The sequence below is a fragment of the Candidatus Polarisedimenticolia bacterium genome (assembly GCA_035764505.1).
In the GTDB taxonomy this organism is placed as follows: Bacteria; Acidobacteriota; Polarisedimenticolia; order Gp22-AA2; family AA152; genus AA152.
On sequence record DASTZC010000005.1, the window covers coordinates 1 to 26,102 of the forward strand.

General features: G+C 67.3%; 22 protein-coding genes. 14 read left to right on the forward strand and 8 right to left on the reverse strand.

Annotation, left to right across the window (positions count from 1 at the left end):
• Positions 1-336 (reverse strand): hypothetical protein (locus tag VFW45_00165; GenBank protein ID HEU5179176.1); only part of this gene is annotated, 336 nt, incomplete at its 3' end.
• Positions 337-646: 310 nt separating this feature from the next.
• Between VFW45_00165 and VFW45_00170 the strand changes: the two genes are divergently transcribed.
• The gene (locus VFW45_00170; GenBank protein ID HEU5179177.1) at positions 647-1,360 is read left to right on the forward strand and encodes a DUF1326 domain-containing protein; all 714 of its coding nucleotides are present in this window, start codon (positions 647-649) and stop codon (positions 1,358-1,360) included.
• 13 nt (positions 1,361-1,373) lie between these two features.
• Positions 1,374-2,165 (forward strand): glycosyltransferase, encoded by a 792-nt coding sequence (locus tag VFW45_00175; protein ID HEU5179178.1) that lies wholly within the window; start codon positions 1,374-1,376, stop codon positions 2,163-2,165.
• Between the two features lie 11 nt (positions 2,166-2,176).
• Here VFW45_00175 and VFW45_00180 read toward each other — a convergent pair whose 3' ends face one another.
• Complete coding sequence (locus VFW45_00180) at positions 2,177-4,465, reverse strand: MMPL family transporter (protein HEU5179179.1); 2,289 nt, start codon at positions 4,463-4,465, stop codon at positions 2,177-2,179.
• Positions 4,466-4,520: 55 nt separating this feature from the next.
• Positions 4,521-5,060 (reverse strand): hypothetical protein, encoded by a 540-nt coding sequence (locus tag VFW45_00185; GenBank protein HEU5179180.1) that lies wholly within the window; start codon positions 5,058-5,060, stop codon positions 4,521-4,523.
• 128 nt (positions 5,061-5,188) lie between these two features.
• Here VFW45_00185 and VFW45_00190 point away from each other — a divergent pair, with 128 nt between their 5' ends.
• The 4 genes from VFW45_00190 to VFW45_00205 all read left to right on the forward strand — a co-directional run bounded on the left by VFW45_00190 (position 5,189) and on the right by VFW45_00205 (position 7,977).
• Positions 5,189-5,683, forward strand: a complete 495-nt coding sequence (locus VFW45_00190; GenBank protein HEU5179181.1) for a hypothetical protein — start codon at positions 5,189-5,191, stop codon at positions 5,681-5,683.
• Positions 5,684-5,714: 31 nt separating this feature from the next.
• Entirely contained in the window at positions 5,715-6,275 is a 561-nt protein-coding gene (locus VFW45_00195; GenBank protein HEU5179182.1) for an MBL fold metallo-hydrolase, read from the forward strand.
• 132 nt (positions 6,276-6,407) lie between these two features.
• Positions 6,408-7,109, forward strand: a complete 702-nt coding sequence (locus tag VFW45_00200) for a rhodanese-like domain-containing protein (GenBank protein ID HEU5179183.1) — start codon at positions 6,408-6,410, stop codon at positions 7,107-7,109.
• A gap of 73 nt (positions 7,110-7,182) precedes the next feature.
• Entirely contained in the window at positions 7,183-7,977 is a 795-nt protein-coding gene (locus tag VFW45_00205; GenBank protein HEU5179184.1) for a PP2C family protein-serine/threonine phosphatase, read from the forward strand.
• A 90-nt stretch (positions 7,978-8,067) separates the two neighbouring features.
• On the opposite strand, the gene VFW45_00210 is transcribed toward VFW45_00205, so the two are convergent.
• The 3 genes from VFW45_00210 to VFW45_00220 form a co-directional block, all read right to left on the reverse strand.
• Positions 8,068-8,478, reverse strand: a complete 411-nt coding sequence (locus VFW45_00210; protein HEU5179185.1) for an FHA domain-containing protein — start codon at positions 8,476-8,478, stop codon at positions 8,068-8,070.
• 40 nt (positions 8,479-8,518) lie between these two features.
• Positions 8,519-9,865, reverse strand: a complete 1,347-nt coding sequence (locus tag VFW45_00215; GenBank protein HEU5179186.1) for a serine/threonine-protein kinase — start codon at positions 9,863-9,865, stop codon at positions 8,519-8,521.
• Between the two features lie 336 nt (positions 9,866-10,201).
• Complete coding sequence (locus VFW45_00220; protein ID HEU5179187.1) at positions 10,202-10,681, reverse strand: PDZ domain-containing protein; 480 nt, start codon at positions 10,679-10,681, stop codon at positions 10,202-10,204.
• Between the two features lie 237 nt (positions 10,682-10,918).
• Between VFW45_00220 and VFW45_00225 the strand changes: the two genes are divergently transcribed.
• The 3 genes from VFW45_00225 (at position 10,919) to VFW45_00235 (ending at position 15,082) form a co-directional block, all read left to right on the forward strand.
• Positions 10,919-12,595 carry a HAMP domain-containing sensor histidine kinase gene (locus VFW45_00225; GenBank protein ID HEU5179188.1) on the forward strand — a complete coding sequence of 559 codons (1,677 nt, stop codon included), beginning with the start codon at positions 10,919-10,921 and terminating at the stop codon, positions 12,593-12,595.
• 16 nt (positions 12,596-12,611) lie between these two features.
• Positions 12,612-13,295, forward strand: coding sequence for a response regulator transcription factor (locus VFW45_00230; protein HEU5179189.1), 684 nt, complete (start codon positions 12,612-12,614; stop codon positions 13,293-13,295).
• A 107-nt stretch (positions 13,296-13,402) separates the two neighbouring features.
• Positions 13,403-15,082: a hypothetical protein gene (locus VFW45_00235; protein ID HEU5179190.1), complete on the forward strand. Its 1,680-nt coding sequence runs from the start codon at positions 13,403-13,405 to the stop codon at positions 15,080-15,082.
• Between the two features lie 21 nt (positions 15,083-15,103).
• On the opposite strand, the gene VFW45_00240 is transcribed toward VFW45_00235, so the two are convergent.
• Positions 15,104-15,985: a LamG domain-containing protein gene (locus tag VFW45_00240; protein ID HEU5179191.1), complete on the reverse strand. Its 882-nt coding sequence runs from the start codon at positions 15,983-15,985 to the stop codon at positions 15,104-15,106.
• 96 nt (positions 15,986-16,081) lie between these two features.
• Here VFW45_00240 and VFW45_00245 point away from each other — a divergent pair, with 96 nt between their 5' ends.
• From VFW45_00245 to VFW45_00265, 5 genes are all read left to right on the forward strand, one after another.
• Positions 16,082-16,756 (forward strand): hypothetical protein, encoded by a 675-nt coding sequence (locus VFW45_00245; GenBank protein HEU5179192.1) that lies wholly within the window; start codon positions 16,082-16,084, stop codon positions 16,754-16,756.
• Between the two features lie 91 nt (positions 16,757-16,847).
• The gene (locus VFW45_00250; GenBank protein HEU5179193.1) at positions 16,848-18,863 is read left to right on the forward strand and encodes a histidine kinase; all 2,016 of its coding nucleotides are present in this window, start codon (positions 16,848-16,850) and stop codon (positions 18,861-18,863) included.
• Positions 18,860-19,972 (forward strand): SpoIIE family protein phosphatase, encoded by a 1,113-nt coding sequence (locus tag VFW45_00255; GenBank protein ID HEU5179194.1) that lies wholly within the window; start codon positions 18,860-18,862, stop codon positions 19,970-19,972. The genes VFW45_00250 and VFW45_00255 overlap by 4 nt, the downstream gene beginning before the upstream one ends.
• Positions 19,969-20,715, forward strand: a complete 747-nt coding sequence (locus VFW45_00260) for a LytTR family DNA-binding domain-containing protein (protein HEU5179195.1) — start codon at positions 19,969-19,971, stop codon at positions 20,713-20,715. Before VFW45_00255 ends, VFW45_00260 begins: the two co-directional genes overlap by 4 nt.
• 127 nt (positions 20,716-20,842) lie before the next feature.
• Entirely contained in the window at positions 20,843-23,284 is a 2,442-nt protein-coding gene (locus tag VFW45_00265; GenBank protein HEU5179196.1) for a protein kinase, read from the forward strand.
• On the opposite strand, the gene VFW45_00270 is transcribed toward VFW45_00265, so the two are convergent.
• Positions 23,277-25,979, reverse strand: a complete 2,703-nt coding sequence (locus VFW45_00270) for an AMP-binding protein (GenBank protein HEU5179197.1) — start codon at positions 25,977-25,979, stop codon at positions 23,277-23,279. The genes VFW45_00265 and VFW45_00270 overlap by 8 nt on opposite strands.
• Between the last annotated feature and the right edge of the window lie 123 nt (positions 25,980-26,102).

The window sequence follows — 26,102 nt, forward strand, 5'->3', positions numbered from 1 at the left end:
GAAGTTGCTCACCAGTCTCTGCACGAGGGCGGGGCGGGCGAGGCACTCTTCGATCAGGAACGGGTCGTTGTCCAGGGCGGCGAACAGCTCTCGCAGGCGATCCGGCATGCGGCTCTGGTGAATCATCCGATCCGTCTCGGCGCGCAGCATCTCGCTGGTGACCGGTGTCTTCCAGATCTCCTCGAGCGCGGCGCCCTGCTGGAGATAGGTGCGGACCTTTTTCTCGAGGACCAATTGGGGGACCGCCTCCTCGAAGGAGCGCGTCGCCCCGATCTGATGCGCGTAATACACGCGCTCGATCGCCTCCTGCGCGCGCAGGCGATCCTGCAGCGTCAAGTCGCGGGCGTGGAGAGGTGACGAGAAATGGAATCCGCCGACGCTGAGAAGCGCTGCGATGACAGCAAGGAGTCGGCGACGGCCGGATGACTTCACAAGAAATATACCCAAGGAGATGGGAGCTGAGGAGAACTTACTCCCACGTCCATGATTGGTCAAGGATGCGTTCTGCTTGTCCCCCGGTTCTGCAGGGAAGCCAGGGAATCTTGACGACTTCCGCCCTAAACCGCTAAAATCCCGCGCGTTTAGGCTCTCTTTCGGTCTGATCTCATCCCCGCCACCCCATGGAACCGAGCGTCTTGGAGGAAAAATGAGGAAGCCGATTCTCGCGCTCCTGATCCTGATCGCCGCCGCCGCGGTCGCCTTGGCCGTGCCGCCCGCTCCAAGCAACACCTACGACGTGACCGCGGACACCATCGAGGGCTGCTCCTGCCCGCTGTTCTGCACCTGCTACTTCGGCCCCTCCGCCGACGAGCACATGTGCCAGTTCAACAACGTCTACAAGTTCCGCAAGGGGAGCCACTACGGCGCGACGGATATCTCCGACCAGATTGTCTGGGTGACCGGAGATCTGGGAGGCGAGTGGCACACCAACCCCGGACCCGGAATGCCCACCAACTGGGCGGTCATGACCTTCGATTCCAAGTCGTCTCCCGCCCAGAAGGAAGCGATCCAGAAGGTGTTCGGCATCGTCTTCAACGTGACCTGGAAGAAGTTCAGCACCCGGGACGACTCGATCAGCTGGGAAGACACTCCCAAGATGTCGCACGCCAAGATGGCCAGCGGCCTGGCCGAGATCACCTTGGACAAGGATTCGACGCTGCGTCCCAACAAGGGCCAGCCGGTAGTGATCAAGAACCTGCAGTACTGGTTCTCCAACTCGAACGAAGGGTTCGTCCTTGCCTACTCCAAGCACCACTTCGACGGCGAGACGAAGTTCACCCAGGACCACAAGAACGGCTTCACGATTGCCTGGAACGCCAAGGGGCCGATTCCGGCCGCGGGCAAGGCCGGGCAGCCCTGAAGCGGCGGCATTGATGGAAAACGGCAACGGCGGGCCGGTGACGATTCCCGGCCCGCCCGCGTTCCAGGCTCCCGAGCCCCGCCTCTCCGTCGTCATCCCCGCCCACAACGAAGAGAAGTACCTGCCTCGCCTGCTCGCCGGCATTGCTGCGGCGCGCGCCCGCTACCGTCGGGGCGCGGGGGCGGTCGAGGTGGTGGTCGCCGACAACGAATCGACCGACGGCACCGCCGAAGTGTCGCAGACGCGCGGATGCCGGGTGGTGCCGGTCTCCAAGCGCGTCATCGCCGCCGCCCGCAACGGCGGCGCGCGCGCCTCGAAGGGTGAGATTCTCGCTTTCGTCGACGCCGACACCATGGTCCATCCCGACACCTTCAACGCCATCGAGGCGGCACTGGAGGGAGAGAAGGTGGTGGGCGGCGCGACGGGGATGACGATGGAGCGCTGGTCCACGGGAATCGCGCTCACTTATGTCGCGCTCGTCCCGCTGGTCCGGATTCTCGGCGTCGACGGAGGGGTCGTCTTCTGCCGCCGCGACGATTTCATCGAGCTGGGGGGCTACGACGAGAGCCGGCTCTACGCCGAGGACGTCGATTTCCTGCTGAAGCTCAAGCGCTTCGGCCGCCGGCGTGGGCAGCGCTTCGAGCGCCTGCAGGGAGTGAAGGCGATCGCCTCGGCCCGCAAGTTCGATCGCCACGGAGACTGGCACTATTTCTCCGGGATGCTGCGCTTTGCCTGGGGCGGGCTGTTCGACCGCGCCTCATTGCAGCGGCTCATCCGCACCTACTGGTACGAGGACCCGCGCTGAGCCGTTTCCGGCTAGCGTCCCGCCTTCCCCGCCGGCGACTCGCGCGAAAAGATCCACAAAGCCGCCGGCAGCGCGGTAAAGCTGGCCAGCATCGACAGGACGAAGGCGCTGGAAGTGACGATCCCGAACTGGCGCATCGGCGGCAGCCGCGACAGCGCCAGCGCCAGGAAGCCTCCGGCGTTGATGAAGGTCGCGAAGACGATCGCCCGGCCGGCGATGCGCAGCGCATGCGCCAGCGCCTGCTCGGTGGTCCCCGAGCTGCGCCTCTCCTGGAAGTGATAGAAGAAGTGGATCTGGTCGTTCTCCGAGGCCCCCAGCACCGTGGAGGCGATCAGGATGGTGGCGACGTTCAGCGGGATCCCGGTCAGCCGCATCACCAGGAACATCACCAGGATGGCGAACAGCGACGGGATCATCGCCATGATCCGCGCGGCGCCGCTGCGGAAGACCAGCAAGAAGGCCAGGAAGATGATGACCGCGGTCAGGAAGAAGCTCTCCGTCAGGGTGGGGACCATGTGCTGCGCGATCTTCGCCTGCAGCATCCCTTCTCCCACCAGCCGCATCCGGCAGCCGGACAGCGCCGGGTCCGTGGCCGCGACGGAGTCCCACATCGTCCGGACGAGGCGCTTGAGCGGCTCGACGCCCTGGAACTCCTCCGCCCGGTAGATCAGCGTCAGGCGCGCATCCGACAGGCCCGCCACGTCGACGAAGGAGCGCAGCTCCGGCTCCTGCAGCATCAGCCCCTCCATCGTCGCCGCATGCCCTTCCCACGCTGCGTCATCTCCGTCCAGCCGATCCGCCCCTCCGGCGAGATAGCGCATCCAGCGCAGCATCGTCGTGGGTCCGGTCACCGATCCGATCCGTGCATCGGACTCCAGCTTCACCGAGAGCTCCTCGAGACCGCGCAGCACGCCGGCATCCAGGATCCGGCCGGCCGGGGAGGAGACCCAGATCTGCACCACCGACAGTCCGCCGATCGCCTTCTCGAACCGGCGCGTGTCCCGGCTGAGCGGCAAATCGGGGTCGATGTAATCGAGGGCGTCGGTCTGCAGGCGCATCGGGGCGATGGTGCGGCCCGCGCCGGTGAGCGCCACGGCGCCGGCCCCCATCAGGATCAGCGAGCCGGCCAGGAGCGCCCAGCGCCAGCGGTACGAGAAGCGCGGCAGAGCTTCGAGGAGACGCAGGAGCAGCTTGCCCGCCGCGGTCCGGCGGGGGAGGATCGGGGTCCGGAGGATGCGTTGCAGGGCGGGGAAGAGAGTGAAGACGGCAACCCAGGTCAGGAGAAGCCCCGCAGCAACCCACAGCCCCATTTCCCGGATGGGCCGGATCTTCGAGACGGCGAGTGCCGCGAAGCCGATCGCGGCGGCGAAGATCGAAGCGCTGGTGGCCAGGAACTTGTTGGCCAGCGTGAAAATCTGGTGAGTCTCCGGATCGTTTCCCTCGGGGTTCTCCGCATAGCGGGACTGGATGTAGACGAGGGCCGCGGTGCAGGTGATCAGGACCGTCAAGGGGACGAGGGACGAGACGATGGTCGAGGCATATCCCGCCAGACGTGCGAAGGCCATCGTAAAAGCAACGCTGGCGGCGAGCGTGATCAGGAAGGCCGCCAGGGTCCGCACGGAGCGGTACAGCGCCAGATTGATGCCGACGATGAACAAGCCGAACAAAGGAAAGTAGCGCGTCGAGGAGCTGCGGGTCTCCGCTTCCAGGTAGGCATCCACGTAAGGGCCGCCGATCTTCCGCAAGGCGCGCAGCGGGGCCGGCGCCGACTCGATCGGCGCCAGGGCCCGGTCGATGGCGGCCAGGTTCTTGCTCCTTTCGCCGGCGCTGCCGCCCCCGATCTCGACCGCGATCCCCAGGAAATCGTCGCCCACGAGTCCCTGCTTGCGCAGCAGCTCGGTGCCGGTCGCGAAGCGCCGGAAATCCTGACGCGCGCCGGCCACTGCGTCGGCGCGGCGGAACAGGGCAGGCGCCGAGAAGGTGCGGACCCCCGGCAGCCCTGCAAGGCGCGCTTCAATCTCCTCCACCTTTTGGACCACCCCCGGGGCGAAAGGATCGGCCGCCTCGGCCAGCAGCACGACATGCTCGCCTTCCGGGAAGAGCTTGCGAAAGGCTTCCTGGGCGAGATAGTCGGGATCGTCCCGGACGATCAGGCGATCGATCGAATTGTCGGTGGGAACCCGCATCGCCAGCACGACGGCAACGGGGAAGAGAAGCGCGTAGAGGGAGAGGATCCACCAGCGATGGCGGATGATGCGGCGAAAGGTTTCCTGCAGGAAGGGGGCGTCGCGCCGGTTCATGGGGCCGCCGGGGTGTGCCGCCGCGGGCCGCCGGCGAGCTTCGCGGCCGGGCGGTTCAGGGAATGACGCGCGTGTAGACGACCGAGTCGGTCTCCTTCCACGCTCCCTTGATCTTCTTCTCGCGGATCACCTTGTACGAGTTCCCGTCCAGCCGGATCCAGGTGGATCGCGTCGGAGGCTGCCTGGCGTCGAGCCTGGGAGGATCCGGGAAGCGGATCATCTCTCCATCCACCAGTCCGTCGGAGACGCCGAAGGTTCCGGCGCTCGACCAGTAATAGAACGAGATCTTCTTTTTCTTCGGGTCCCAGGCCCAGACCGAATCGCCTTCATACGGAGATCTTCCCGGGTCATCGTCCGGATTGCCGAGCTGGATCGTCCCCCGAAGGAATCTTCCATACTGCGTGCCGTAGCATTGCGTGTCCTTCACTTTCCCTTCTCGGGTGCTGCCCGTCCAGCACGATCCGGCCAGATCGGCGAGCCAGGCCAATCCGGGCAGCTCCACGCGCTCCTCGGGCTCCTCTTTCTCCTGGGCCTGCGTGACGGGCAGGAGGCACATCCCGATCCACGCGACGGTAAAGATAAGCCTCCGCTGCATCGCTCCCTCCGGCCGGGCCGACTCTACGCCGCCCCCTTTGCCGGTGCAACCGGCGCCGATGCTATACTCCGGCAGTCTCGATGCAGGCGCCCGCGCTGGAGAAAATAGCGCGCTCACGGAGGCATTTCATGTTACGCAGAAAGCTTTTCGGATCCGCAGTCCTGATCCTGTCGCTCGTCGCGTTTCCTGCCCTCGCTGAATCGGACGACGCCAAAAAAGGTGACGAGGCGAAGCCGGCGTCGGCGAAGTCGGAGACAGGACTGATCGAATGCGACATGGAATTCAATCTTTCCGGGTGGTCGGCTTTCTATGCCACTTCCAAGGGCGAGGGGACCATCAAGTGCGACAATGGCGCGACCGCCAAGGTCGCGGTCAAATCGAAGGGAGGCGGCATCACCTTCGGAAAGTCGGAAGTGCTCAACGGCACCGGCCACTTCAGCGGGGCCAAGAACATCCAGGAGCTGTACGGCTCCTACGCCCAGTCCGAGGCCGGCGCGGGGGCGGGAAAATCCGCCAATGCACAGGCGATGACCAAGGGCGAAGTCTCCCTGGCTCTGAAGGGAACAGGCCGCGGAGTCAACGTGGGCTTCTCCTTCGGGAAATTCACCATCACCCCGATGTGACGGGCGGGCGGAATCCCGGAGGCTTTACTGCATGTGGTTCCAGCAGGTGGTCCGCGAGGCGACGGGGTGCGCCGCTTACCTGGTGGGGTCCACGCGCACGGGAGAGTGCCTGGTCTTCGATCCCCTGTGGGATGTCTCTCCCTATCTTGAAGCCGCGGCGCGCAAATCCTCCCGGATTACGCGAGTCGTGGATTCCCACAGCCATGCCGACCATGTCTCGGGAGCAAGGCGTCTGGCGGAATCCACCGGCGCCTCGCTCCTGCTGCCGCGCGCCGCGCGGGTTTCCTATCCCGCCGATTGGCTGGATCCCGGCCAGAAGATCCGCTTCGGAGAAGTCGAGGCCGAGGTGATTTCCATGCCCGGGCACCGCCCCGAGCAGATCAATCTCCTGCTGCGCGATCTCGACCGAGGTCCTCATCCCTGGTGCCTGCTCACCGCCGACTTCCTGATGGTGGGGGATCTCGCGCGTCCCGATCTGGCGCAGGACGGCCGTGAGGGAGCGGCGATCCTGTTCCGGGAAGCCCTTCCGAAGCTGCTCGCCCTTCCCGATTTCGTCGAGGTCTATCCGGGCCATCTGGCCGGTTCCACCTGAGGGCGGGCCACCAGTGGCAAGTTTGCCACCACCGTCGGCTACGAGAAGCTGAGCAATCCCTCGCTTCAGTGCCGGGATCTCGAATCGTTCACGGCCCACATGCTCGCCGATCAGCCGGCGCGCCCGGCAAACATGCTCAACATCGTTGCCATCAACCAGGGGGCGAAGCCCCTGACAATGCAGGCGCCGCGGCCCGTCCCGCTGGATGCTCGCGCCGCCGGCGCAGCGCTCGATCGAGGCGCCGTGGCGCTGGACATCCGCGCTCCGGCGGATTTCGGAGCGTCACATCTGCCGGAGGCCCTGCATGTCCCCGCTTCGAGCTCCGAGTTCGAGCAGCGGGCCGGATGGATGCTCCCGCCGGAAGGGGAGATCTTCCTGGTTGCGGAGGATGAGAGGGCCGCGCAGGAAGCGGCCTTCAAGCTGGCGTTTGTCGGACTGGATGGCCGCGTGTCGGGCTTCGTGACGATGCACGACTGGCGGGCAGGAGGCTTGGCGGTATCGACCCTCCCGCAGCTGAGCGTGGAGGAGCTGTGGGAGAGAAGGAAATCCGAAGGGATAGGGGTCCTCGATGTCCGGGAGCCTTCGGAATGGCGCGAGGGCCATCTCGAGGAGGCGAGCCTGATGAGCTACAGGCAGCTTCCCGCGCGCCTCGCGGAGCTGGGATGGTCGCCGGACGAGCCCGTGGCGGTGATCTGCGCGACCGGGATGCGCTCCAGCACCGCCTCCAGCGTTCTCCTGCGCGCCGGCTTCCGCAAGGTCTTCAATGTGACGGGCGGCATGCGCGCCTGGAAGCAGGCGGGATTCCCCCTGACGTCCACCCCCGGCGGCCGGTGACAACTTTTTACGGAAGCGTCGTCGAAATTTACATCCGGGCGGCCTAGACTGCCGGCGATCCTGGAGAGATCGCATGGCTTCCAACCTCTGGACCGATCTGGAAGCGTTGCAGCGTCTGGCCCGCACCGAGCGGGCGGCGCGCGTCCCCGGCGGCCGGCTTCCTCGGCCCGATTCCCCGATTCGCGATCCGTTTCCTGCCTTCCCCAGCCGTCCCGGCATGGAGCTGCACGCCCTGGACCTGACGGAGAGGCTCGCCTCGGGTGATTACGGTGATTTCTTCTTCCTCTCCGATACCACGCTGGCCCTGGTCCTGGCCGATGTCTCGGGCAAGGGCGTTCCCGCGGCGGTCCTCCGGGGTGTCACCCGATCGGTCATCCGCTTCCTTGCTCCTTCGACCCACTCTCCGGGAGAGACGCTGGCGCGAGCCAACCGCATCCTTTGCGGCGCGCGGCTCGGCTCGATGTTCGTGACGCTCTACCTGGGCTGGTACGAGGTGTCGAGCGGGAAGCTGTCCTATGCGAACGCGGGGCATCCGGTGCCGTACCGGCTGAGTCCGGATGGGAAGGTTGCGACGATGGGGGAGGTGACCGGTCCGATTCTCGGCATCCTGGAGGAGCGCGAGTACGCGACCCGTGAGTGCCGGCTGGAAATCGGCGATCGTCTCGTGCTTCTGACCGACGGCATCACCGAAGCCCGCAACCCGCAAGGCGATTTCTTCGGCGGCCCGCACCTCGCCGGCGCTCTCGCGTCCCATGGCGCGCTCGGCCTGGCCGATTTCTGCGCCGCCCTGGCCACCCGGGTCCGGGCGTTCCAGGGAGGCCGGCCGCAGGACGACGCCACGATCCTGGCGCTGCGCCGGACCGCCTAGTGTCGCGTACCCAAATTGCGTGAACCCTGAACGCCTGGTATTCCTTTGCGATGTATCCCCGTGCAGTCCGCTGCGGTGACTTCTATTCAGCTAGGAAGCAACCCGCACCGACTTTTCCACCACCGAGAAGCGCAGCACCGTGTCGCCCACGCGAATCTCGTCCCAATGGTTGAGCTTCACCTTGTCGGAGATCCGCTTGCCGTTCAGGCGGGTGCCGTTGGTGCTGGCCAGATCGCGCAGGACGAAGGCGCCGGGGCCGTACAGTCCCAGCTCGGCGTGCTTGCGGGAGACCTTCTCGTCCTCCAGCGCCACGTCGGCCCCTTCCCGTCCGATCAGGTAGACGCCTCCCGGAGAAAAGGTCCAGCTCCGTCCCGCTCCCGGACCACTCTCGACGCGCAGGAAGATTCCGGTGTCGGGAGAGACAAGGCCTTCCTTCAGCCGGCGGCGTCCCATCCCCGGGTCGAACTGCGTGGTTTCCGCGTGATCTTTCTTCTCCTTCATGAGTCCTCCTGTTTCCCGGCGGATGGACGGCTGCCGGGCTTCAATCCAGCTTCAATGAAACGGGCGATCCGAACGAACGCCCCGCGACCATCCGCAGGGTGCGGACTTCTCCCGCCTTCAGGTCCACCACGATCGAATCGCGGAAATCGGGGCCGGCATCCTCCGAGAAGACGCGCGCCGCCACCTCGTGCTTGCCGGGCGGAATCCGGATCCAGTCCTCGAACGATTCCTGGTTGCGCCCCAGCAGCTTGCCGACCACGGCATTGCCGCTGCGCGGCGCCGACAGCTGGCGCGAATAGACCTCCTCGCCGTCCAGCGTCAGGCTCATGCGCCCTGCCTGCACCGTGCTCTTCGCCTCCAGCTTCAAGTGCGCCGGCCTGAGGAACCAGAAGATCGCCCCGCCGGCCAGGCTCACCGCGAGCAGCGCCGCGGCGGCCACCCTGAGCCCGAGCAGCCTTTTCGGCGACCGCCCGCCCTTCTTGCGTCCGCGGCGACGTGCCGGGATCTGGAGCGCAGCCCGCTCCGCCGGAGGATCGGGCGCGACCGGTACGACGGCCCGGACGGGCTCGGAGGCTGGAGGCGTGCTGCGCGCCACTTCGATCAGCGCCTCCCGGAAGGCTCCGCCGTCCGCGAAGCGACGGGACGGGTCCTTGGCCAGGGCGTGGCGGAAGAACTCGTCCAGCGCCGGTGGGAGATCGTTGACGCGCTGGCTGATCGGCACCGGCTCGTCATGGGCGATGGCATAGGCGAGCGCCGCCAGATCCTCCCCGGCGAAAGGGCGCCGCCCGCAAAACGCCTCGTAGAGCACCACGGCGAGAGAGAAAAGATCGCTGCGGCCGTCCAGCTCGACGCCGCGGATCTGCTCCGGGGACATGTAGGCGGGCGAGCCCAGCGCCGTGCTGGATCGCGTCAGGTCCGAAGTCGACAGCCGGGCCACTCCGAAATCGGCGATCTTGGGAGCCCCGTCGGGGGCCTTCAGGAGGATGTTGGCGGGCTTGATGTCGCGGTGGATGATTCCCGCCTGGTGCGCCAGCCGCAGAGCGTCCGACAGGACCACGCCCATGCGGAAGGCCCAGCGGGGGGCGATGCGCCCTCCCTTCTCCAGGAGCTGCCGGAGGGAGCGGCCCGGGACATATTCCATGGCGATGAAAGGCAGCCCCAGGCGCTTGTCCTCGTCGGCGTCGTACACGACGACGATGCCGGGGTGGGACAGCGACGCCGCCGCCTGCGCCTCGCGCAGGAAGCGCGTCTGGAACTCCTTCAGCCGCTCGCGGTCGAGACCTTCGGGAAGAGAATAGGTCTTCACGGCGACCTGGCGCTGCAGCCTGGGATCGCCGGCCAGGTAGACGATGCCCATCGCTCCCCGGCCGATCTCGGCCTCGATCACATAGCGTCCAATCTTCGCCATAACGGGGTAAATATAGGTTTGGTCCTTCCGCGGGCAACAGACGCCCTGATCGGCCTGTCGTACTCATGGGAAGCGGGTCGGACGGCAAGCGGGCCGATTGCCTGATCCCGGGCCGGTCGGTTCCAGCAGGACCGGAAACGAACCTGTCAGCGAGCCTGACATGCGGCCGGGGTGGAATGACCAGTTCGAGGACATCGGCGACCGGCGGGAATCAGAGGGGGGCTGGGAAAGGAACGCCGGCGGGCATCCGGGGCATCGTGGGGGGGTAAGGAGGGGTTCCTTGTTGGATGCCCGCCGGCGGTGAAAGGGGTTCGACTACTTCTTGTCGGCCACCTGGGTGTTCGCGTGCATGAGCATGTGCTTGCCGATCCAAACCGCCATGACGTCGGCTGGCATCGGCGCCAGGGTCAGATCGACCTTCTTGTCGTAGCCGTTGTGGCTGATCGTGTAGGTGACCGACTGGCCCGGCTTCCATTCCTTCTTGGCGGCGTTCAGGGCTTCTTCGTTGTCCTTGATCATCTTGACGCCGTTCAGCGCCACGAAGACGTCGCCGGGCTGGATTCCGGCCGCCTCCGCCGGGCTCCCCGGCACCACTTTGGTCACGGTGGGGATACCGGTCGCCTCGTTGTAGTCGAGCTCGACACCCACCCAGCCCGAGCTCTTCAGCTTCTCGGCCATGTGGTCGAGGCATTCCTGCGTCGGATAATTGCATTTCTCGCCGTTGTGGCCGGCCCACGCCGGCAGCGCCAGGGCAAGCGCCAGCGCCGCGATTCCGATCCGGTTGACGTTCTTCATGGGACCGCTTCCTCCGGTTTGGGGGGAGCCCCCGGGCGACCTTGGGCCTGTGGCAGCGGGGGACATCCGGTTTCGAGTCGACGCCGGGCAGTGTAGCGCCGCGGCCTGTAAATGTCGCACCCGGCGAAGTAAAAACATGTGTCAGTTGTCAACAAACTGTAAAAGCAGCACGGGCTCGCGATTCGGGACGGGGGAAACGCCGTATACTCGAAGCCGCTCTCCAGAAAGGAACGGACCATGCTCCGAGAGTATTTCCGGCGACACACCCTCTGGATCTGCTTCGCCGCGGTGCTCGTCCCGCTGCTGTTCATGCTGGGGATGCAGTTCGTCTGGCTGGGGCACCTCAAGGAGGCTTCCGCCCTGGCGCACAAGGCCGCCTTGCACACCCTCCTGGAGACAGTGGGAACGGAAGTCCAATACTTCTACCGTGCCGCCGCCGAGCGGGCGCTGAACCTGTCGCCATCCATCTTCGACTCGACCGGGCAGCGATTGGAAGAGGCGGCCTGGTACTGGAAGAAGAAGCCGGTGCCGGCGGCGCGCCGCCTCTTCCTGGCCGATTTCACCCGCTCCGAGTTCGGCAACTTCCTGTTCTACGATCCGGACGACCATTCCCTCAAGCGGCCTCTCGCCTCCGACGAGTCGATGGCGATCGTCATGGCGGCCAGCCCGTGGCAGATGGTGCGGCTGGGCTCGGTGGGCAAGGGATTCTCGCTCATCGTCGACGAGCGCAGCCCCGATTACCGCATCATCCTGAACCCGATTGTGGATGAGCATCGCGGCATCGTGGGGGTCGCCGGGATGGTGCTGGACGAGAAATACTTCCGCAAAGAATTGTTGACCCCCATCATCCGCAAGACGATGACGACCTTCTTCCCGACCTCGGGAGCGGACGACAAGACGATCCTGGTGCGCGATCGCGGTGGTCAAATCGTGGTCGCCTACGGCGCGGGGGACGGTAAGGGAGAGACAGTCACCGCGCGCTTCCCCTTCGTCTTCGCCGATTGGACCATGGACTTCACCTCGGCGCGCAACATGCCGGAGGAGCTGGCCAGCGCCAGCTTCGCCTTCAATCTTTCGTTGTCAATCCTCCTGGCCCTGACGTTGCTGGGCGCCCTGGCGTTCGCCTTCCGCTCCGCCGGCAAGGCGATGAAGCTGTCGGAGATGAAATCCGATTTCGTATCGAATGTGTCGCACGAGCTGCGCACGCCGCTGGCCTCGATCCGGGTGTTCGCCGAGCTGCTGCGCCTGGGCCGGGTCAAGAGTCCCGAGAAGGTGCAGGTCTACGGCGAGTACATCGAGGCGGAGAGCCGCCGGCTGACGGGGCTGATCAACAACATCCTCGATTTCGCCCGCATCGAATCGGGACGCAAGACCTATAGCTTCTGTCGGGTCGACGTCGGCGAGGTAGTGGCTTCGGTGCTGCGCAGCTTCGAGATCCGCCTCGCCCCCGAGGGATACCGGATCCGCTTCGAGGGGCCCGAGAAGCCCATCACGCCGGTCGACCTGGATCCCGACGCCATCAGCCAGGCGGTGCACAACCTCCTGGACAACGCGGTGAAATACTCGGGCGACGCGAAGGAAATTGCGGTCCGGCTCGACCAGGACGGGGAATGGCTCCTCATCTCGGTCCAGGATCATGGGATCGGTATCGCGCGCGAGGAGCAGAAGAAGATCTTCGAGCGCTTCCACCGGGTGAGCACCGGGCTGGTGCACGACGTAAAAGGGAGCGGCCTGGGACTGTCGATCGTGCATCACATCGTGCAGGCGCACGGCGGCGACGTCTGCGTGGAGAGCGAGCCGGGGCGCGGCAGCCGCTTCACCCTCATCCTGCCGATGACGCAGCCGGGGCGCGGCGGCGCGGCGGCGCGAGCCCCGGAGGGAGCGGCGATTCCGGGGCTGCAGCGGGAAGCGTGAGCCGCGTGGAGGAAGCATGATGCCGAAAGTCCTGATCGTCGAAGACGACGAGGCCATGTCGACGGCCTTGCGCGACGGCTTTTCCTACGAAGGGTACGAGGTGGTCCTGGCGCGCGACGGCGCCGCCGGGCTGCAGCTCTCGGGGGAAGCTTCGCCCGACGTCATCATCCTGGACGTGATGCTGCCGAAAATGAGCGGACTGGACGTCTGCAAGCAGATCCGCAAGGAAGGCAATCAGGTCCCCATCCTGATGCTGACCGCCCGCGGCCAGGAGATCGACAAGGTCCTGGGCCTCAAGCTCGGGGCGGACGACTATGTCACCAAACCCTTCGGCTTTCTGGAGCTGATGGCCCGGGTCGAGGCGATTCTGCGGCGCGGCCCGGGCCAGCGGACCGGATTGGAGGCGTATCGCTTCGGCGACGTCGACGTCGACTTCAAGAAGGGGGAGGCGCGCAAGAAAGGAAAGCTCCTGGACCTGTCGCCGCGCGAGCTGCGGCTGCTGGAGTATTTCATCCAGCACCGGGGCGAGGTGGTCGACCGCGATGCGCTGCTGGATGCCGTCTGGGGCTACGACACCGCGCCGCTGACACGCACCGTCGACATGCACGTGGCGAAGCTCCGGAAGAAGATCGAGGACCCGCGTGGCGAGCCGAAGTACCTGATCACGGTCCACCGGATGGGATACAAATTCACCGGCTGAGCCGCGCCCGCACCTTCTAGACCCGCCTTTCACAGACATTGACTCGGCCGCGGGGCGCAAGTAGCATCCCGGCGCGCCGCCTTCCTTCCCCCGGCGCGGGGAGCTCTTTGGTCCGTCGAGCCTCCAGCCAGCTCAGGCGCCTCTCGCGCGTCGCGGCGCGTTACACACCCGCCGATTCCGCCGCCAAGCTCGACCTTCTTGGATCGCTGTCGGCGGCCGCGCTCGCCACTCCTGCGGAGGTGGCGAAGCTGCACGAGATCCTCTGCCGTCTGCGCGCCTATCCCGACAATCCCGCGATCCTCAGGCAGGTGGTCCGCATGCTTGCCGGCTTCGCCCGCCGGAAAGATCTGCGCCGGCACCGGGCCGAGCTTGCCGACAGCGGCATTGCTGGGACCGACACCCGATTTCGCTTCTTCGCCGCCACCGCCGAGTGGCTGGAGAGCCGCTGGCCGGAGGCGCTACACCTCGACTGGGGCCGTCTCAAGAACCGGGAGCGGATCGAATCGTTCCTGCCCCTGCTGGTGCACTTCGCCGAGACGCCGGGTCTGGATGAGTGGGACCTGGGACTGGAGGAATGGCTGCGCCGCCTCAAGGGAAGAGCGCCTACGCGCGCCGCCTTTCTCGTCCGGCGCCTCGCCGCGCTGCGCGCCGATGCTTTCGTGCGCGAGAAGGTCTACGACGATATCGATCTGCCGCTGCGCCTCGCCGCATCGCCCGGCACGCCGTCGCGCTCGCACGCTTATCTGCCGGGCAGCCCCGTGGTCTTCGTGCGGCGGGAGATTCCGCGCGCCCGTCCGAGGCTTCCCGAGGACCTGCTCACAGCACCGCGCGCCGTGCGCAGCGTGGGGCCCGCGCGCGCCAATCGCATCATCGAGCTGGCGCGGGCGGCGATGGTGGCGCGCCAGCGGGACCTCGATCTTTTCTGTTACGCCAGTCCGCGGGATGTCCGGATGGTGGTGTGGGACGAGGGGCTGCGGTTCGCCTGCCTCGGGGCGATGCCCTCGCGCCGCCTGCTGCTGGAAGCGGTCTACGCCTTCCTGACGCTGAAGAACGGCGTCCCAGTCGGCTACGTCCTGGTGAGCGCCCTGTTCGGATCGTCGGAGATTGCCTACAACGTCTTCGAGACCTATCGCGGCATGGAAGCGGGACCGATCTACGGGAAGGTGCTCGCCACGGCCCGGCATCTCTTCGGTTCCGACGCCTTCACCATCTTCCCGTACCAGCTGGGACACGAGAACGAGGAAGCGATCCGCTCGGGGGCCTGGTGGTTCTACCAGAAAATCGGCTTCCGGCCGCGCCGCGGGGAGGCGGTGCGGCTCATGCGGCGGGAGCTGGCGCGCATGCGCCGCCGTCCGGCCCATCGCTCCTCGCCCGCCACGCTGCGCGCTCTGGCGGAGCACAACCTCTATTACTTCCTGGGCGAGCCGCGGCGGGAGGTGATCGGCGCCGATTTCCTTCCCAACCTGGGGCTGAAGGTCTCGGACTACCTGGCCGCGCGCTTCGGGTCCGATCGCGAAGAGGCGGAGACGATCTGCACGAGGGAGGCGATGCGGCTCGCGGGACTGAGCGACCTGCGCGGGTGGGCCGCGGGCGAGCGGCTGGCCTGGACGCGCTGGGCTCCTCTCGTTTGCCTGCTCCCGCAGGTCGCACGCTGGGGGTCCGCCGACCGGCGCGCGCTGGTGGAGGTGATCCGGGCAAAGGGGGGCCGGCGAGAAAGCGATTTCGTCCGGCGCTTCGACGCCCACGCCCGCCTGCGCGCCGCACTGATCCGGCTCGCTCGCGGCTGAGAAGTCAGACCGCAAGCGAAATCAGGGAATCGTCTCGCAGTCGACCCGGGGCGCATTCCCCGACGCCGCGTCGGGCATGAGGCGGCCGCCAATTGTCGAGACCAGATCGGTGATCTCAATGGCTCCGGCCGGATCCGGTCCGGCTTCCATCCTCCACCAGGCGACCAGATCCCCGGAGGCCTGATAGGCCGAACCGTCCCGCCGCAGGTCGGCCCTGCCGCGCGCGGCCGCCAGCACGCCGATCGCGGCGGGCGGAAGGTCGGTCTTCCAAACCGAGATCTCGTCGAGCCATCCGCGAAAGCTCCGGCCCGATTGATGGTTCCAGTTCCCGATCCGGGCGCTGGTGGGCCGAGGTGAAGGAAGGGCAAAACCGCCGTCCTCGTAGCTGGCGGAGCGATCCCTTTTTCCGTCCAGGTAGATCTCAAGCCTGGTTGCCCGGGCCACCGCCGTCACGTAATGCCAGGCGCCCGGCCGGAACGCTCCGGCCCGGCTGATGAAATCACCGCCGCGCCGTCCGTCGTGCACGTAGAAGTGGACGCGGCGCTCTCCCGGATCGGCGGCGAGGGCCCAGCCGTTGTGCCCCAGCACATCGTCGCTCTTGTCGATAATCCTCTCGTAGGGCTCGCCGCCCGGCTCCTGGCGGAACCAGGCTGCGACCGTGAAGGGGGATCCGGCCAGAAGCAGAGGATGTTTCTCTCCGATACGCCCCACATCCACGAAATCGTCGCGACCGTCCAGGTGCAGCGAGCAGCGGTTCTCGACCGCGGCGACCCGGTAATCTTCCGCAGCGCACCCGGCCAGCAGCGGAAGGGCAGCGAAAAGCGCGGCAGCCAGCGAGGCCCGCGCGGTCGGAAACGCCAGGGTCGGCCGCCGCAGGTGGGTAGAGCGAGAAGAGCGCTTCATGAGACTCCCTGGCCGAAAAAAGCGGCGGCATGATGGCACAATGGGAGGCTGCGGGGAATGGGCGCGACGTAATGACGCCCCGTTGAGGGACCTCGGATGCAGGGAAAGAGCCTGAAGTGGGTGGTGCTGTTCGCCCTGGCCATGGCTTATGTTGAGGCGGCGGCGGTGGTCTACCTCCGCCGGGTCTTCGGCGTGGAGGATCTCCTGCGCGACATGGCGCCATTCGATTCTTTTATCGGAACCGTGGAGCTTGGACGGGAGCTGGCGACGCTGGTCATGCTGCTGGCGCTGGGCTGGGCGGTCGGGCGCTCCACCCAGGCCCGCCTCGGCTTCGCCGCCTTCGCCTTTGGAGCATGGGACATCTTCTACTACTTCTGGCTGAAGGTGATGCTGGGCTGGCCGGCCTCGCTGCTCGAGCCTGACATTCTGTTCCTGATTCCGCTGCCCTGGTGGGGGCCGGTCCTGACCCCCGTCCTGATCGCGCTGCTCGCCTGCGTGGGCGGCGCCTGGGCCGTCATGTTGGACGATCGCGGCGCCGTGATGCGCCCCCGCTTCGTGGATTGGGCCTTGTTCAGCGGCGGTGCTTTGGCCGCTCTGGTCGCCTTCATGGCCGATGCGCTGCGCGCGCTGCCCGCCACCGCCGAAGAACTGGGACGGCTCAAGCCGACCGCCTTTCTCTGGTGGATCTACCTGCCGGGGCTCGCGGCGATGGCCTATGCCGTCCTTGCACCGCTGGCGCGCGCCGCCTCCTGGGGCACGACCCGCCGCTGACGCGGCTCTTCCGCCCGCTCGGGGCGCCTTGAGCGCCGCCGGATGGATCCCGCTTGGAGGCTCGGGCCGGGATCGCCTATTCTCCTTTCCAATGAACCTCATCCGCCTCACCGAGCTTCTGATCTACACCTACGGCGCCTTCTGCTACGGCGCCATCCTCCTCCTCTGGGGCCGGGAGATGGGGCAGGTGAACTACGCGGGACGTGCGGCCCGCCCCGCGGCCCCGCGCGACGGCTCCAGCCTCGTCGTGGGATCGATCACCCTCGTCAGCCTCCTCTGGTTCGTGACCAATCTCCTGATGGTCCTGGCCGAGCTGCAGCCCGGGATAAGGCTCTATCCGCTGCGCAGTATCCTGCTGACCCTGGCCTTCCTGTTCCCGCCGCTCATCGCCCACACCACCTTCGTGGAGATTTGCGCCGACGCTCCGGGGCGGGTCGGTCCGCCCTGGAGGCACCTGCTTCGGGTTTTCTACTTCGTCAGCCTGATGTGCATCGTCGTGTCGATGCTGGGATTCTGGGGGGTGGTCGAGCTGCCGCGCGACACGCTGGGGTGGGCTTCGGGGGTGGCGCTGGGAGTTCTGTTCAGCCTGGCCGGCCTGTACAGTGTCACCGCCATCTCGCGCCACTCGCCCCGGCCGCGCAGCTCCTCCGAGCGGAACATCCGGCGCGTCTGGCTGGTGCTCTTCTCCCTGCTCTTCCTGATGGGGCTTCCCATCATCTTCACCAATGCTGGCTGGATTCCGATGACCGTGCTGCTGCGCCTGGTCATCCAGTCGGCGCCGCTGCTGTTCCTGTTCGCCGGGACCTACTTCGATAACCGCTTCGAGTTCTTCGACCTGTTCGTCAAGCGCGGCATGGCCTTCCTGGTCACCCTGGTCTTCCTGACCGCCTATTTCGCGGTCGTGCCGCCGCGCCTGGCGCGGCTGTCGCTGGCGTGGGCTTCTCCCTGGGTCCACGCGCTGACGCTCCTGCCGGTGGTCCTGACGCTGCCCGCGATCTACCACGGCATCAGCCGCTGGCTGGACAACGTCTGGCTGGGTCGGCAGTTCTCGGGCGCGGAAGCTGTCAAGCATTTCCTGGCCGGCATCCAGAGCGCCACGGAGGAAGAGAGCCTGGTTCGCGAAGCGGAGTCCCGCCTGCAGGAGATCTTCCACGCTCCGGCGCGCGTGCTCCTGGGTGATGCGACGGCGCAGCGATCCGATGAAGCCGGAGCCTGCGCCAAGGAGGCGGATCTGGAGATCTCGATCGGGCGGGGCGCCGACCGCGCGGGAGTCATCCGGCTGGGCCGGCGCGCCACGCAGATCCCTTTCTTCAGCCAGGACGTCGAGCTGCTCGAATCGCTCGCCGAGGTCTTCGTGTCGATGCTGGAGAACGTGCGGCTGCAGCACCGGCGCCTGGAGCAGGAGCAGCGCGAGCAGGCATTGTCCCTGCACGCCAGCCGCTCCGAGCTGAAGGCGCTGCGTGCCCAGATCAACCCGCACTTCCTTTTCAACGCGCTCAACGCCATCGCGGGCCTCATCCCCAAGGACCCGCGCCGCGCCGATCGCGCCGTCGAGCAGCTGGCGGAAGTTTTCCGCTACACCCTGCGGCGCTCGGAGAGCGACTGGTCCCGTCTGGAGGAGGAGATCGACGCGGTGCGCGCCTATCTCGATCTGGAGCAGGCGCGCTTCGGGGCCCGGCTGCAGTGCCGCATCCAGGTCGATCCCGCGGTGCGCGACGCCCGCATCCCGACCCTGGTGGTGCAGACCCTGGTGGAGAATGCCGTCAAGCACGGCGTGGCGGCAATCCGGGGGGCCGGGATCATCGAGGTCGAGGCGCTGCGGAAATCCGACGCGCTCGAGATTCGCGTTCTGGACAACGGTCCAGGCTTTACAGAGGAAAGCGCCGGCGCGGGCGGCGAGCCGAAAGGCTCCTCCTCCGGGTTCGGACTGCGCAACGTACGCGAGCGGCTGACGGGATACTTCGGGGAGAAGGCCTCGCTGCACATCGGCCGGGACGCCGCGCGGGGCCTGACGGTCGTATCGCTGCTCCTTCCTTGGGGGAGCGGGCCAACCGCGCCGGCCGATCCGGTGCACGCCGCGGCGCTGGTGAAGGAGCCGGCGCCATGATCGACGCTTTCCTGGTGGACGACGAGGAGCCCGCGCGCGAGCGCCTGCGCCGGCTATTGTCGGAGCTGGACGGGATCCGCGTGGTGGGCGAGGCGGCGGACGGCGAGGAGGCGCTGCGGGAGATCCCGCGCCACCGGCCCGATCTCGTCTTCCTCGACATCCAGATGCCGGGACGCAGCGGCATGGAAGTGGCTTCCGCCCTCCCGCCGCCGCGCCCGCGGGTGATCTTCTGCACCGCCTTCGACCAGTACGCCATCCAGGCCTTCGAGCACCATGCCGTCGACTACCTTCTCAAGCCCCTGAACCGGGAGCGCCTGGCGGCGGCGGTGGGACGCGTGCGCGACTCATTGGAGACGACGGGACGCATGGCGCGCGAGCTGGCCTCCGCCTCGGAGGCGCAGGCGCGCCTCTATCCCGACCTGGTCCGCCTCGAGACTCTGGAAGTGAGCGGCTCTTGCCGCTCCTCGCGCGAGGTGGGGGGCGATTACTACGACTTCCTTCCGCTGGGAAGGGGAAGGCTCGGGATCGCCGTCGGGGACGTCTCGGGCAAGGGGATCTTCGCGGGACTCCTGATGGCTGGCCTGCAGGGACGCCTGCAGACGATGGCTGTCCGCTACGGGGACGACCTTCCCGCCCTGTTCTCGGAGCTGAACCGGGCGATGCATGCCTCCACCGATGCGAACCGTTACGCCACCCTGTTCTATGGAGTCTACGAGGAGCCTTCGCGACGCCTGACCTACGTGAATGCCGGTCATCCGGCGCCGCTGCTGCTACGGCGCGCCGCCGGCGGAGCTCCGGGCTGGGATCCGCCCGAGGCGCTGGCGCCCACCGGCACCGTGGTGGGCCTGCTCCCGGAGGCGCGCTACGAAGCGCGCAGCTTACATTTGTGTCCCGGAGATCTGCTGCTGGCCTTCAGCGACGGGCTGGTCGAAGCAGGCGGGGAAGAGGGCCCCGAGTTCGGCCCCGCGGCGCTGGCGGATAGCGTGAGAGGCCTGCAGGAAGCGGGTGCCGCGGCGATTCGGGAGCGCATCCTGGAGGAGGAGCGGCGCTTCCGATCGGACCGGAAAGGCGAAGACGATCTGACGCTGGTGGTGGCGAGGGTGCGGTGAGCGAGGCGAAGCTGCGGGTCCTGATTGTCGATGACGAGGAGCCTGCGCGCGATCGCCTGCGACGGATGCTCGGGACGTTTCCGGCCGTCGAGGTGGTCGGGGAAGCGGAGGATGGCGAGCAGGCGCTGGAGAAGCTCCAGGAGCTGGCGCCGGATTTGGTTTTCCTGGACGTGCAGATGCCCGGCGCCGGCGGATTGGAGGTGGCGGCCTCGCTCCCTTCGCCTCCTCCGGCTGTCGTCTTCTGCACCGCCTTCGACCAGTACGCCGTCGACGCCTTCGAGCTGCACGCGGCCGATTACCTTCTCAAGCCGGTCAGCCAGGCGCGGCTGGGAAGCGCCTTGCAGCGGGTCCTGGAAGGGCGCCGGAGCGCCGCGCCCTCCTCCCCGACACCGGCCCGCAAGGCGGCGGCCTTTCCCCTGCGCTTCCTGGCGAAAAGCGGAGGGCGCTACCAGGTCGTGCCGCGCGCCGAGGTCCTCTGCTTCGTCTCCGAAGGCGGCCTGACGAAGCTGCAGGGTCGCGACCGGCACTACTGGATGCAGCCCAGCCTCCAGGATCTGGAGCATTCTCTCGATCCGGCCCACTTCATCCGCGTCTCGCGCTCCGCCATCGTCAACCTCAATGCCGTGGGAGAGGTCTTCCCGATGCCGGGAGGCGGAGGCGAGCTGCGCCTGACAGGAGGCGCGCGCCTGGAAGTGAGCCGGCGCCGCTTCAAGGCGCTGCTCGACCGGCTCTCCACCGTCTAAGTGCCGCCGGCCGGCCCCGGAGCGCGTACCACCCCATGTTATCCTTCGATCTCCGACGCGGCGTGGGCCCGCCGATCCACCAATCCGTTGCCGTCCCGTCCACCGCGCAGCCTTGGAGACGCCGCCGATGCCCCTGGAACCGGGGAAAATGCTCGCCCACTATCGCATCCTCTCCGAGATCGGCCGGGGAGGCATGGGGGTGGTCTACGAAGCCGCGGACACCACCCTGGATCGGCGCATCGCCCTGAAGGTCCTTCCCGAGGAAGCCACCGCCAACCCCGACCGGCTCCTGCGCTTCCGCCGCGAGGCCCGCGTCGTGGCGGCGCTCAACCACCCGGGGATCGTGACCATCCATTCGGTGGAGGAAGCGGAAGGCATCCACTTTTTGACCATGGAGCTGGTGCGCGGCAAGACGCTGCACGAGCGCATCCCGGCGGGCGGTCTGCCGGCCGATCGGATCTTCGGAATCGCCATCCCCCTGGCCGAGGCGCTCTCCGCGGCCCACGAGCGCGGCGTGATCCATCGCGATCTGAAGCCGTCCAATGTCCTGGTCACCGAGGAGGGAAGGATCAAGGTCCTCGATTTCGGGCTGGCGAAGCTGGCGACCGCGGAGGAAAGCTCCGGCGATGAGAGCATCCTCCCCACCCGATCCCTGCTGACCGGAGAGGGAAGGCGCCTGGGGACCTTTCCCTACATGTCGCCCGAGCAGGTAATGGGGCGCGCGCTGGATCACCGCTCCGACATCTTCTCCTTCGGCATCGTTCTGTACGAGATGGCGACCGGCACGCGACCTTTCTCAGGCTCCAGCACCGCCGAGCTGGCCTCCTCGATCCTGCGCGACACCCCCGAGCCGGTCATCGGACTGCGCCCGGATTTGCCCGGACATTTCGCCTGGATCCTGCGGCGCTGCCTGGAAAAGGATCCGCGGCGCCGCTACCAGTCGGCCCTCGACATCCGCAACGAGATGGAAGACCTCGAGAAGGGAATCGTCTCCGAGGTGCCGATTTCCCGGCCGCCGGTCTCGCGATCCGCATGGGATTCGGCATCTGTCTCCGGCGCCCCCGCGGCTTCGGCGCCGACGCCCGCTCCCGCAGCGTCTCCCGCATCTGGGCCCGTTCCGGGCGCGGCGTCGAAGAAACAGTCGGCTCCCGTCGGCTATCTGGTCTTCGCCGGCTTCATCGTCCTGCTGCTCTTCGCATTGCTGTGGATGAACAACCGCGACCGCGCGCGGCGGCGCGCGGCAGTTTCTCCGCCGGCCGGCTCTGCCGCTGCGGTCACTCCCGGGGTCGCCTCTCTGGCGATCCTCCCCTTCGTCAACATCAGCGCCGACCCGGAGAACGAGTATTTCTCCGACGGCATGACCGAGCAGCTGATCAATGCCCTGGTCAAGGTCGAAGGGCTCAAGGTTCCCGCCCGCACCACCGTCTTCGCGCTCAAGGCGAAGAACCTGGACGTCCAGGAGATCGGCAAGCGCCTGGGGGTCGACTCGGTTCTTGAAGGCAGCGTCCGGAAATCGGCATCGCGGCTGCGCATCAACGTGCGGCTCGCACGGACCTCCGACGGCAGCGCCCTCTGGTCGGAGCAGTACGATCGCGAGCTGAAGGATGTCTTCGCGGTGCAGGACGAGATCTCCCGGAAGATCGTCGAGACGCTGCGCGTCCGGCTCTCGCCGCTCGAGGCACAGGCGCTGGCGCGCGCTCCCACCGGCGACTCCGAGGCCTACGATCTCTACCTCAAGGGGCGCCGGCTCTTCTTCCTGAGTGGCCGGAGAAATCTGGGAAACGCGCGGGAGACCTTCTCCCGGGCCATCGATCTCGATCCCGGCTTCGCGCTGGCCTATGCGGGAATCGCCGACGCTTCGTCGTGGCTCTACCTCTACTCGGAAGCCACCGGAAACAACCTCGAGGAGGCGAAGAAGGCTTCGCTGAAAGCGCTCGAGCTGGCGCCTGATCTCGCGGAGGCGCATGCCTCGCGCGGGCTGGCGCTCTCGCTGAGCACGGAGCACGAAGCGGCGGGCAGGGAGTTCGAGACCGCCATCCGGCTGGATCCAAGGCTGTTCGAGGCCTACTACTTCTACGCGCGCGACTGCTGGGCCCGGGGGAAGTGGGACCAGGCGACGCACCTCTTCGGCAAGGCCATGGAGGTGAGGCCGGAGGACTACCAGGCTCCGGCGCTGATGTCGAACGCCCTGCGGCAGCTGGGCCGCAGCGAAGAAGCCACGGCGATGGAGAAGAAAGGTCTCGAAATCATCCGCGCGCGCCTCGAGACCGATCCCGACGACACCCGGGCGCTGTACCTCGGCGCCAATGTCCTGGTAAAGACCGGGGCGGTCGATGAGGGGCTGGAATGGATCCGGCGGGCGATTGCGGTCGACCCGAGCGATCCGGCCACGCTGTACAACGCCGCCTGCGTTTTCAGCAAGGCAGGGAAGAAGCAGGAGGCGATCGGGAGCCTCGAAAAGGCGGTGGCAGTCGGCTTCGCCCACAAGGCCTGGATCGAGAACGATTCCGATCTCGACTCGATACGGGGCGACCCGCGTTACCAGACGCTCCTGAAACACCTCAGGTAGCCGGTTTTTTCAGCTCCCTCACCGCTGTCTCCAGCCGCCGCGTCGTCTCGGCCGGATCGGCTCGAGCGTCGATGACGACAGGGCGGCCGATCACGATCCGGGTCTTCCCGAAGCGCGGCCAGTAAACTCGCTCGGGAAGGACGTGGGACGTTCCTTCCAGGTGGACGGGAACGACCGGCATCCTGAGCTCGCGGGCGAAGATCCCGATGCCTCCACGAAACTTCGCCTCGCTCCCCTCCGGCACGTGCCTTCCTTCCGGAAAGATGAGCAGCGACCAGCCGGCGTCCGCCAGCTCTCCGGCATAAGAGAGGCTGGAGCGGAAGCGCACGGTTTCCGGCAGCGGCCAGGCGTTGAAGAAGAACTCCACGAGCCCGACCTGAAAGGCTTCCTTGATCCGAACCGACACCCTGCCGGGCATTTCCCTGAAATGGACCCGATGGTAGCGGGTGGTCATGGCGGGAGCGATCCGCCCGCGCAGGGGGCGCGGGAGGGCGACTTTCAACACCCCGGTGTCCATGAAGCTGTGATGGTCGGCGACGAACAGGTAAGGACCCGGAGTCGCATCGAGGTTGTGGAGGCCTTCGATCGTCGGGCGGGTGTACAGGAGAACGAAGGGACGCATCAGGCACTCCTCGACTCCTCGCCGCAGCCAGCGAATCGGAGACAGCCGCGCCCAGCGCCCCAGGGGAAGCTCGCCGCGGCGCATGGCGGCCGGGACCAGACGCTCTTCCGCTTCCGTCCCGGCACTTCCCCTCAGGAGATCGACTGCCGGATTTCTACCCGCGGTGGTCTTGGGAGCTTCCGGGCCGGTGACCACCGCGGCTTCGGCCGCCCTAAGGGGTCCGGAGGCGGGGCGCTGGACGCCTCCCGTGAGCGCCTCGGCCGCGACGCGCTCCAGATCCCTTACGCGCGCCCGCGCCAGGCTTTCCTCGGGAAGCGGGACGCCGTACTCCTCCTCGAAGGCCACCCCCAGCTCGACCAGATCGAGGCTGGCAAAGCCGAGATCCTCGGTCAGGCGCGAGGCGCTGCTCACGCGGGCCGGCTCGATTCGCGCGACCCGCGCCACCAGCCGGCGCACCGCCTCTTCCATCCGTCGCGGTGCGGCCGCATCAGGGGAGGATTCGCGGGCCGCGAGGAGCCTCTCACGAAGGAGCATCTTCCTCACCTTGCCGGTGGCGGTGCGCGGCAGGTCGCCGTCCGTCCAGATGGTGTAATCCTTGATCCGCTGACGTGGCTCGAGAGCGGCGTTGGCGCGGCGCACGATCTCTTCGGGACCGGGCGTCACCGCCTCCAGGAGCAAGACGGCATGGACGCGATCGCCGCCCGGTCCCGGTAATCCGAGCACGGAGGCTTCGCGCACCCCTTCCACCTTCGCGAGCGCCGACTCGACGTCTCCCGGATGGACGTTCTCTCCCTCGGCGGTGACGATGACGTCCTTCACGCGGCCGCGGATCGTGAGACGGCCCCGCTCGTCGATCTCACCCACATCGCCGGTGTGGAACCACCCCTCGCCCCCGTCGCCGCCGGTCCCGAAGTAGCCGCGCGTGACGTTGGGGCCGCGCACCAGGATCTCGCCCCCTTCTCCGAGCTTCACCTCCTGGATCCCTAAAGGCCGGCCCACGCTGCCGGCGCGCCGATCGAAGGGATTCGAGATCGACACGATCGGGGCGGTCTCGGTGAGACCGTAGCCTTGCACGACCAGATATCCGGAGCGCTCCCAGAAGCGCTGCACCTCCGGCGGCAGCGGCGCGCCGCCGGACACGAACAGTCTGAACCGCCACCCGAGCATGCGGCGCACCGGGCCGAAGAAGAGGGGCTGTAGATAGAAGGGCCAGGACTCGAAGCGCTCCTGTCGTCGCTGGAATTCCTCGAGCCCGCCGCTCTCGCGCAGGAGGAGGCGGGCTTCGGCTCCCAGAAGATCCATCAGCCGGGGGACGGTGAACAGCCCCCAGGCTCGCAGCCGGCGGGCGGCCTCCATCACGTCGCGCGGCCTGGGGGGGACGAAGGCGACCGTCAGCCCCATGAAGAGCGGGAGGAAAGCGCTCATCGCCTGGCCGAACATGTGCGACAGGGGCAGCGTCGAGAGGAAGCGCAGCTCGCCGAAGGCCTGCACCAGATTCTCGCGCTTCAGGAAGGCGCGCTCGATCGGGAAGAAGTCGGCCGCCAGGTTGCCGTGCGTGAGGACGACCCCTTTCGGCTCGCCCGTCGTCCCGGAGGTGAAGACGATCTCCGCGGTGCGCGCGGCGTCCCAGGAGACCGGGGCGGGAGCGGCACCATCCTCCCAGGCCCCCAATTCCACCCTGCGGCAGCCGGCGAGAGACGGAAGGTGGCGCGGCGTCACCGCGATCCGGGCGCCGGAGCGCGCCGCGACCTCGGCGACGAACCCTTCGCCGGAAACTTCGTCCAGCGGCACCGCCACGGCGCCGAGGAAAAAGATGGCGAGCAGTGCTTCGATCCAGTCCGGCCCCGCGGGACCCTGGATCAGAACGGGGGTCCCTTCGCCAGCCCCCGCCGCCGCCAGCGTGGCCGCGCAGGTTTCGATCCTCCGGCGCAGCTCCGCATAGCTGCGCCGGCGCCAGCGCACCCCTTCGCGCCAGAAGAAAGCGTTGCGCCCGCCGAAGCTCTCCAGGCGGCGCAGGCGCTCCGTCAGATCGTGAACGGATGGAGGGGAAGGCTCTGTCTCGAGAAGGTTCATCGAGGTCCCGAGTGGGCCGTGAAGCGGCGCCATCCTAGCACACCCGCTTCGGCCGGCTGCGTCATGGACGGGTGCGGCCCACCGGGAAGCTGAATTGAACCACGGCGCGGATTGAAGGGAGCC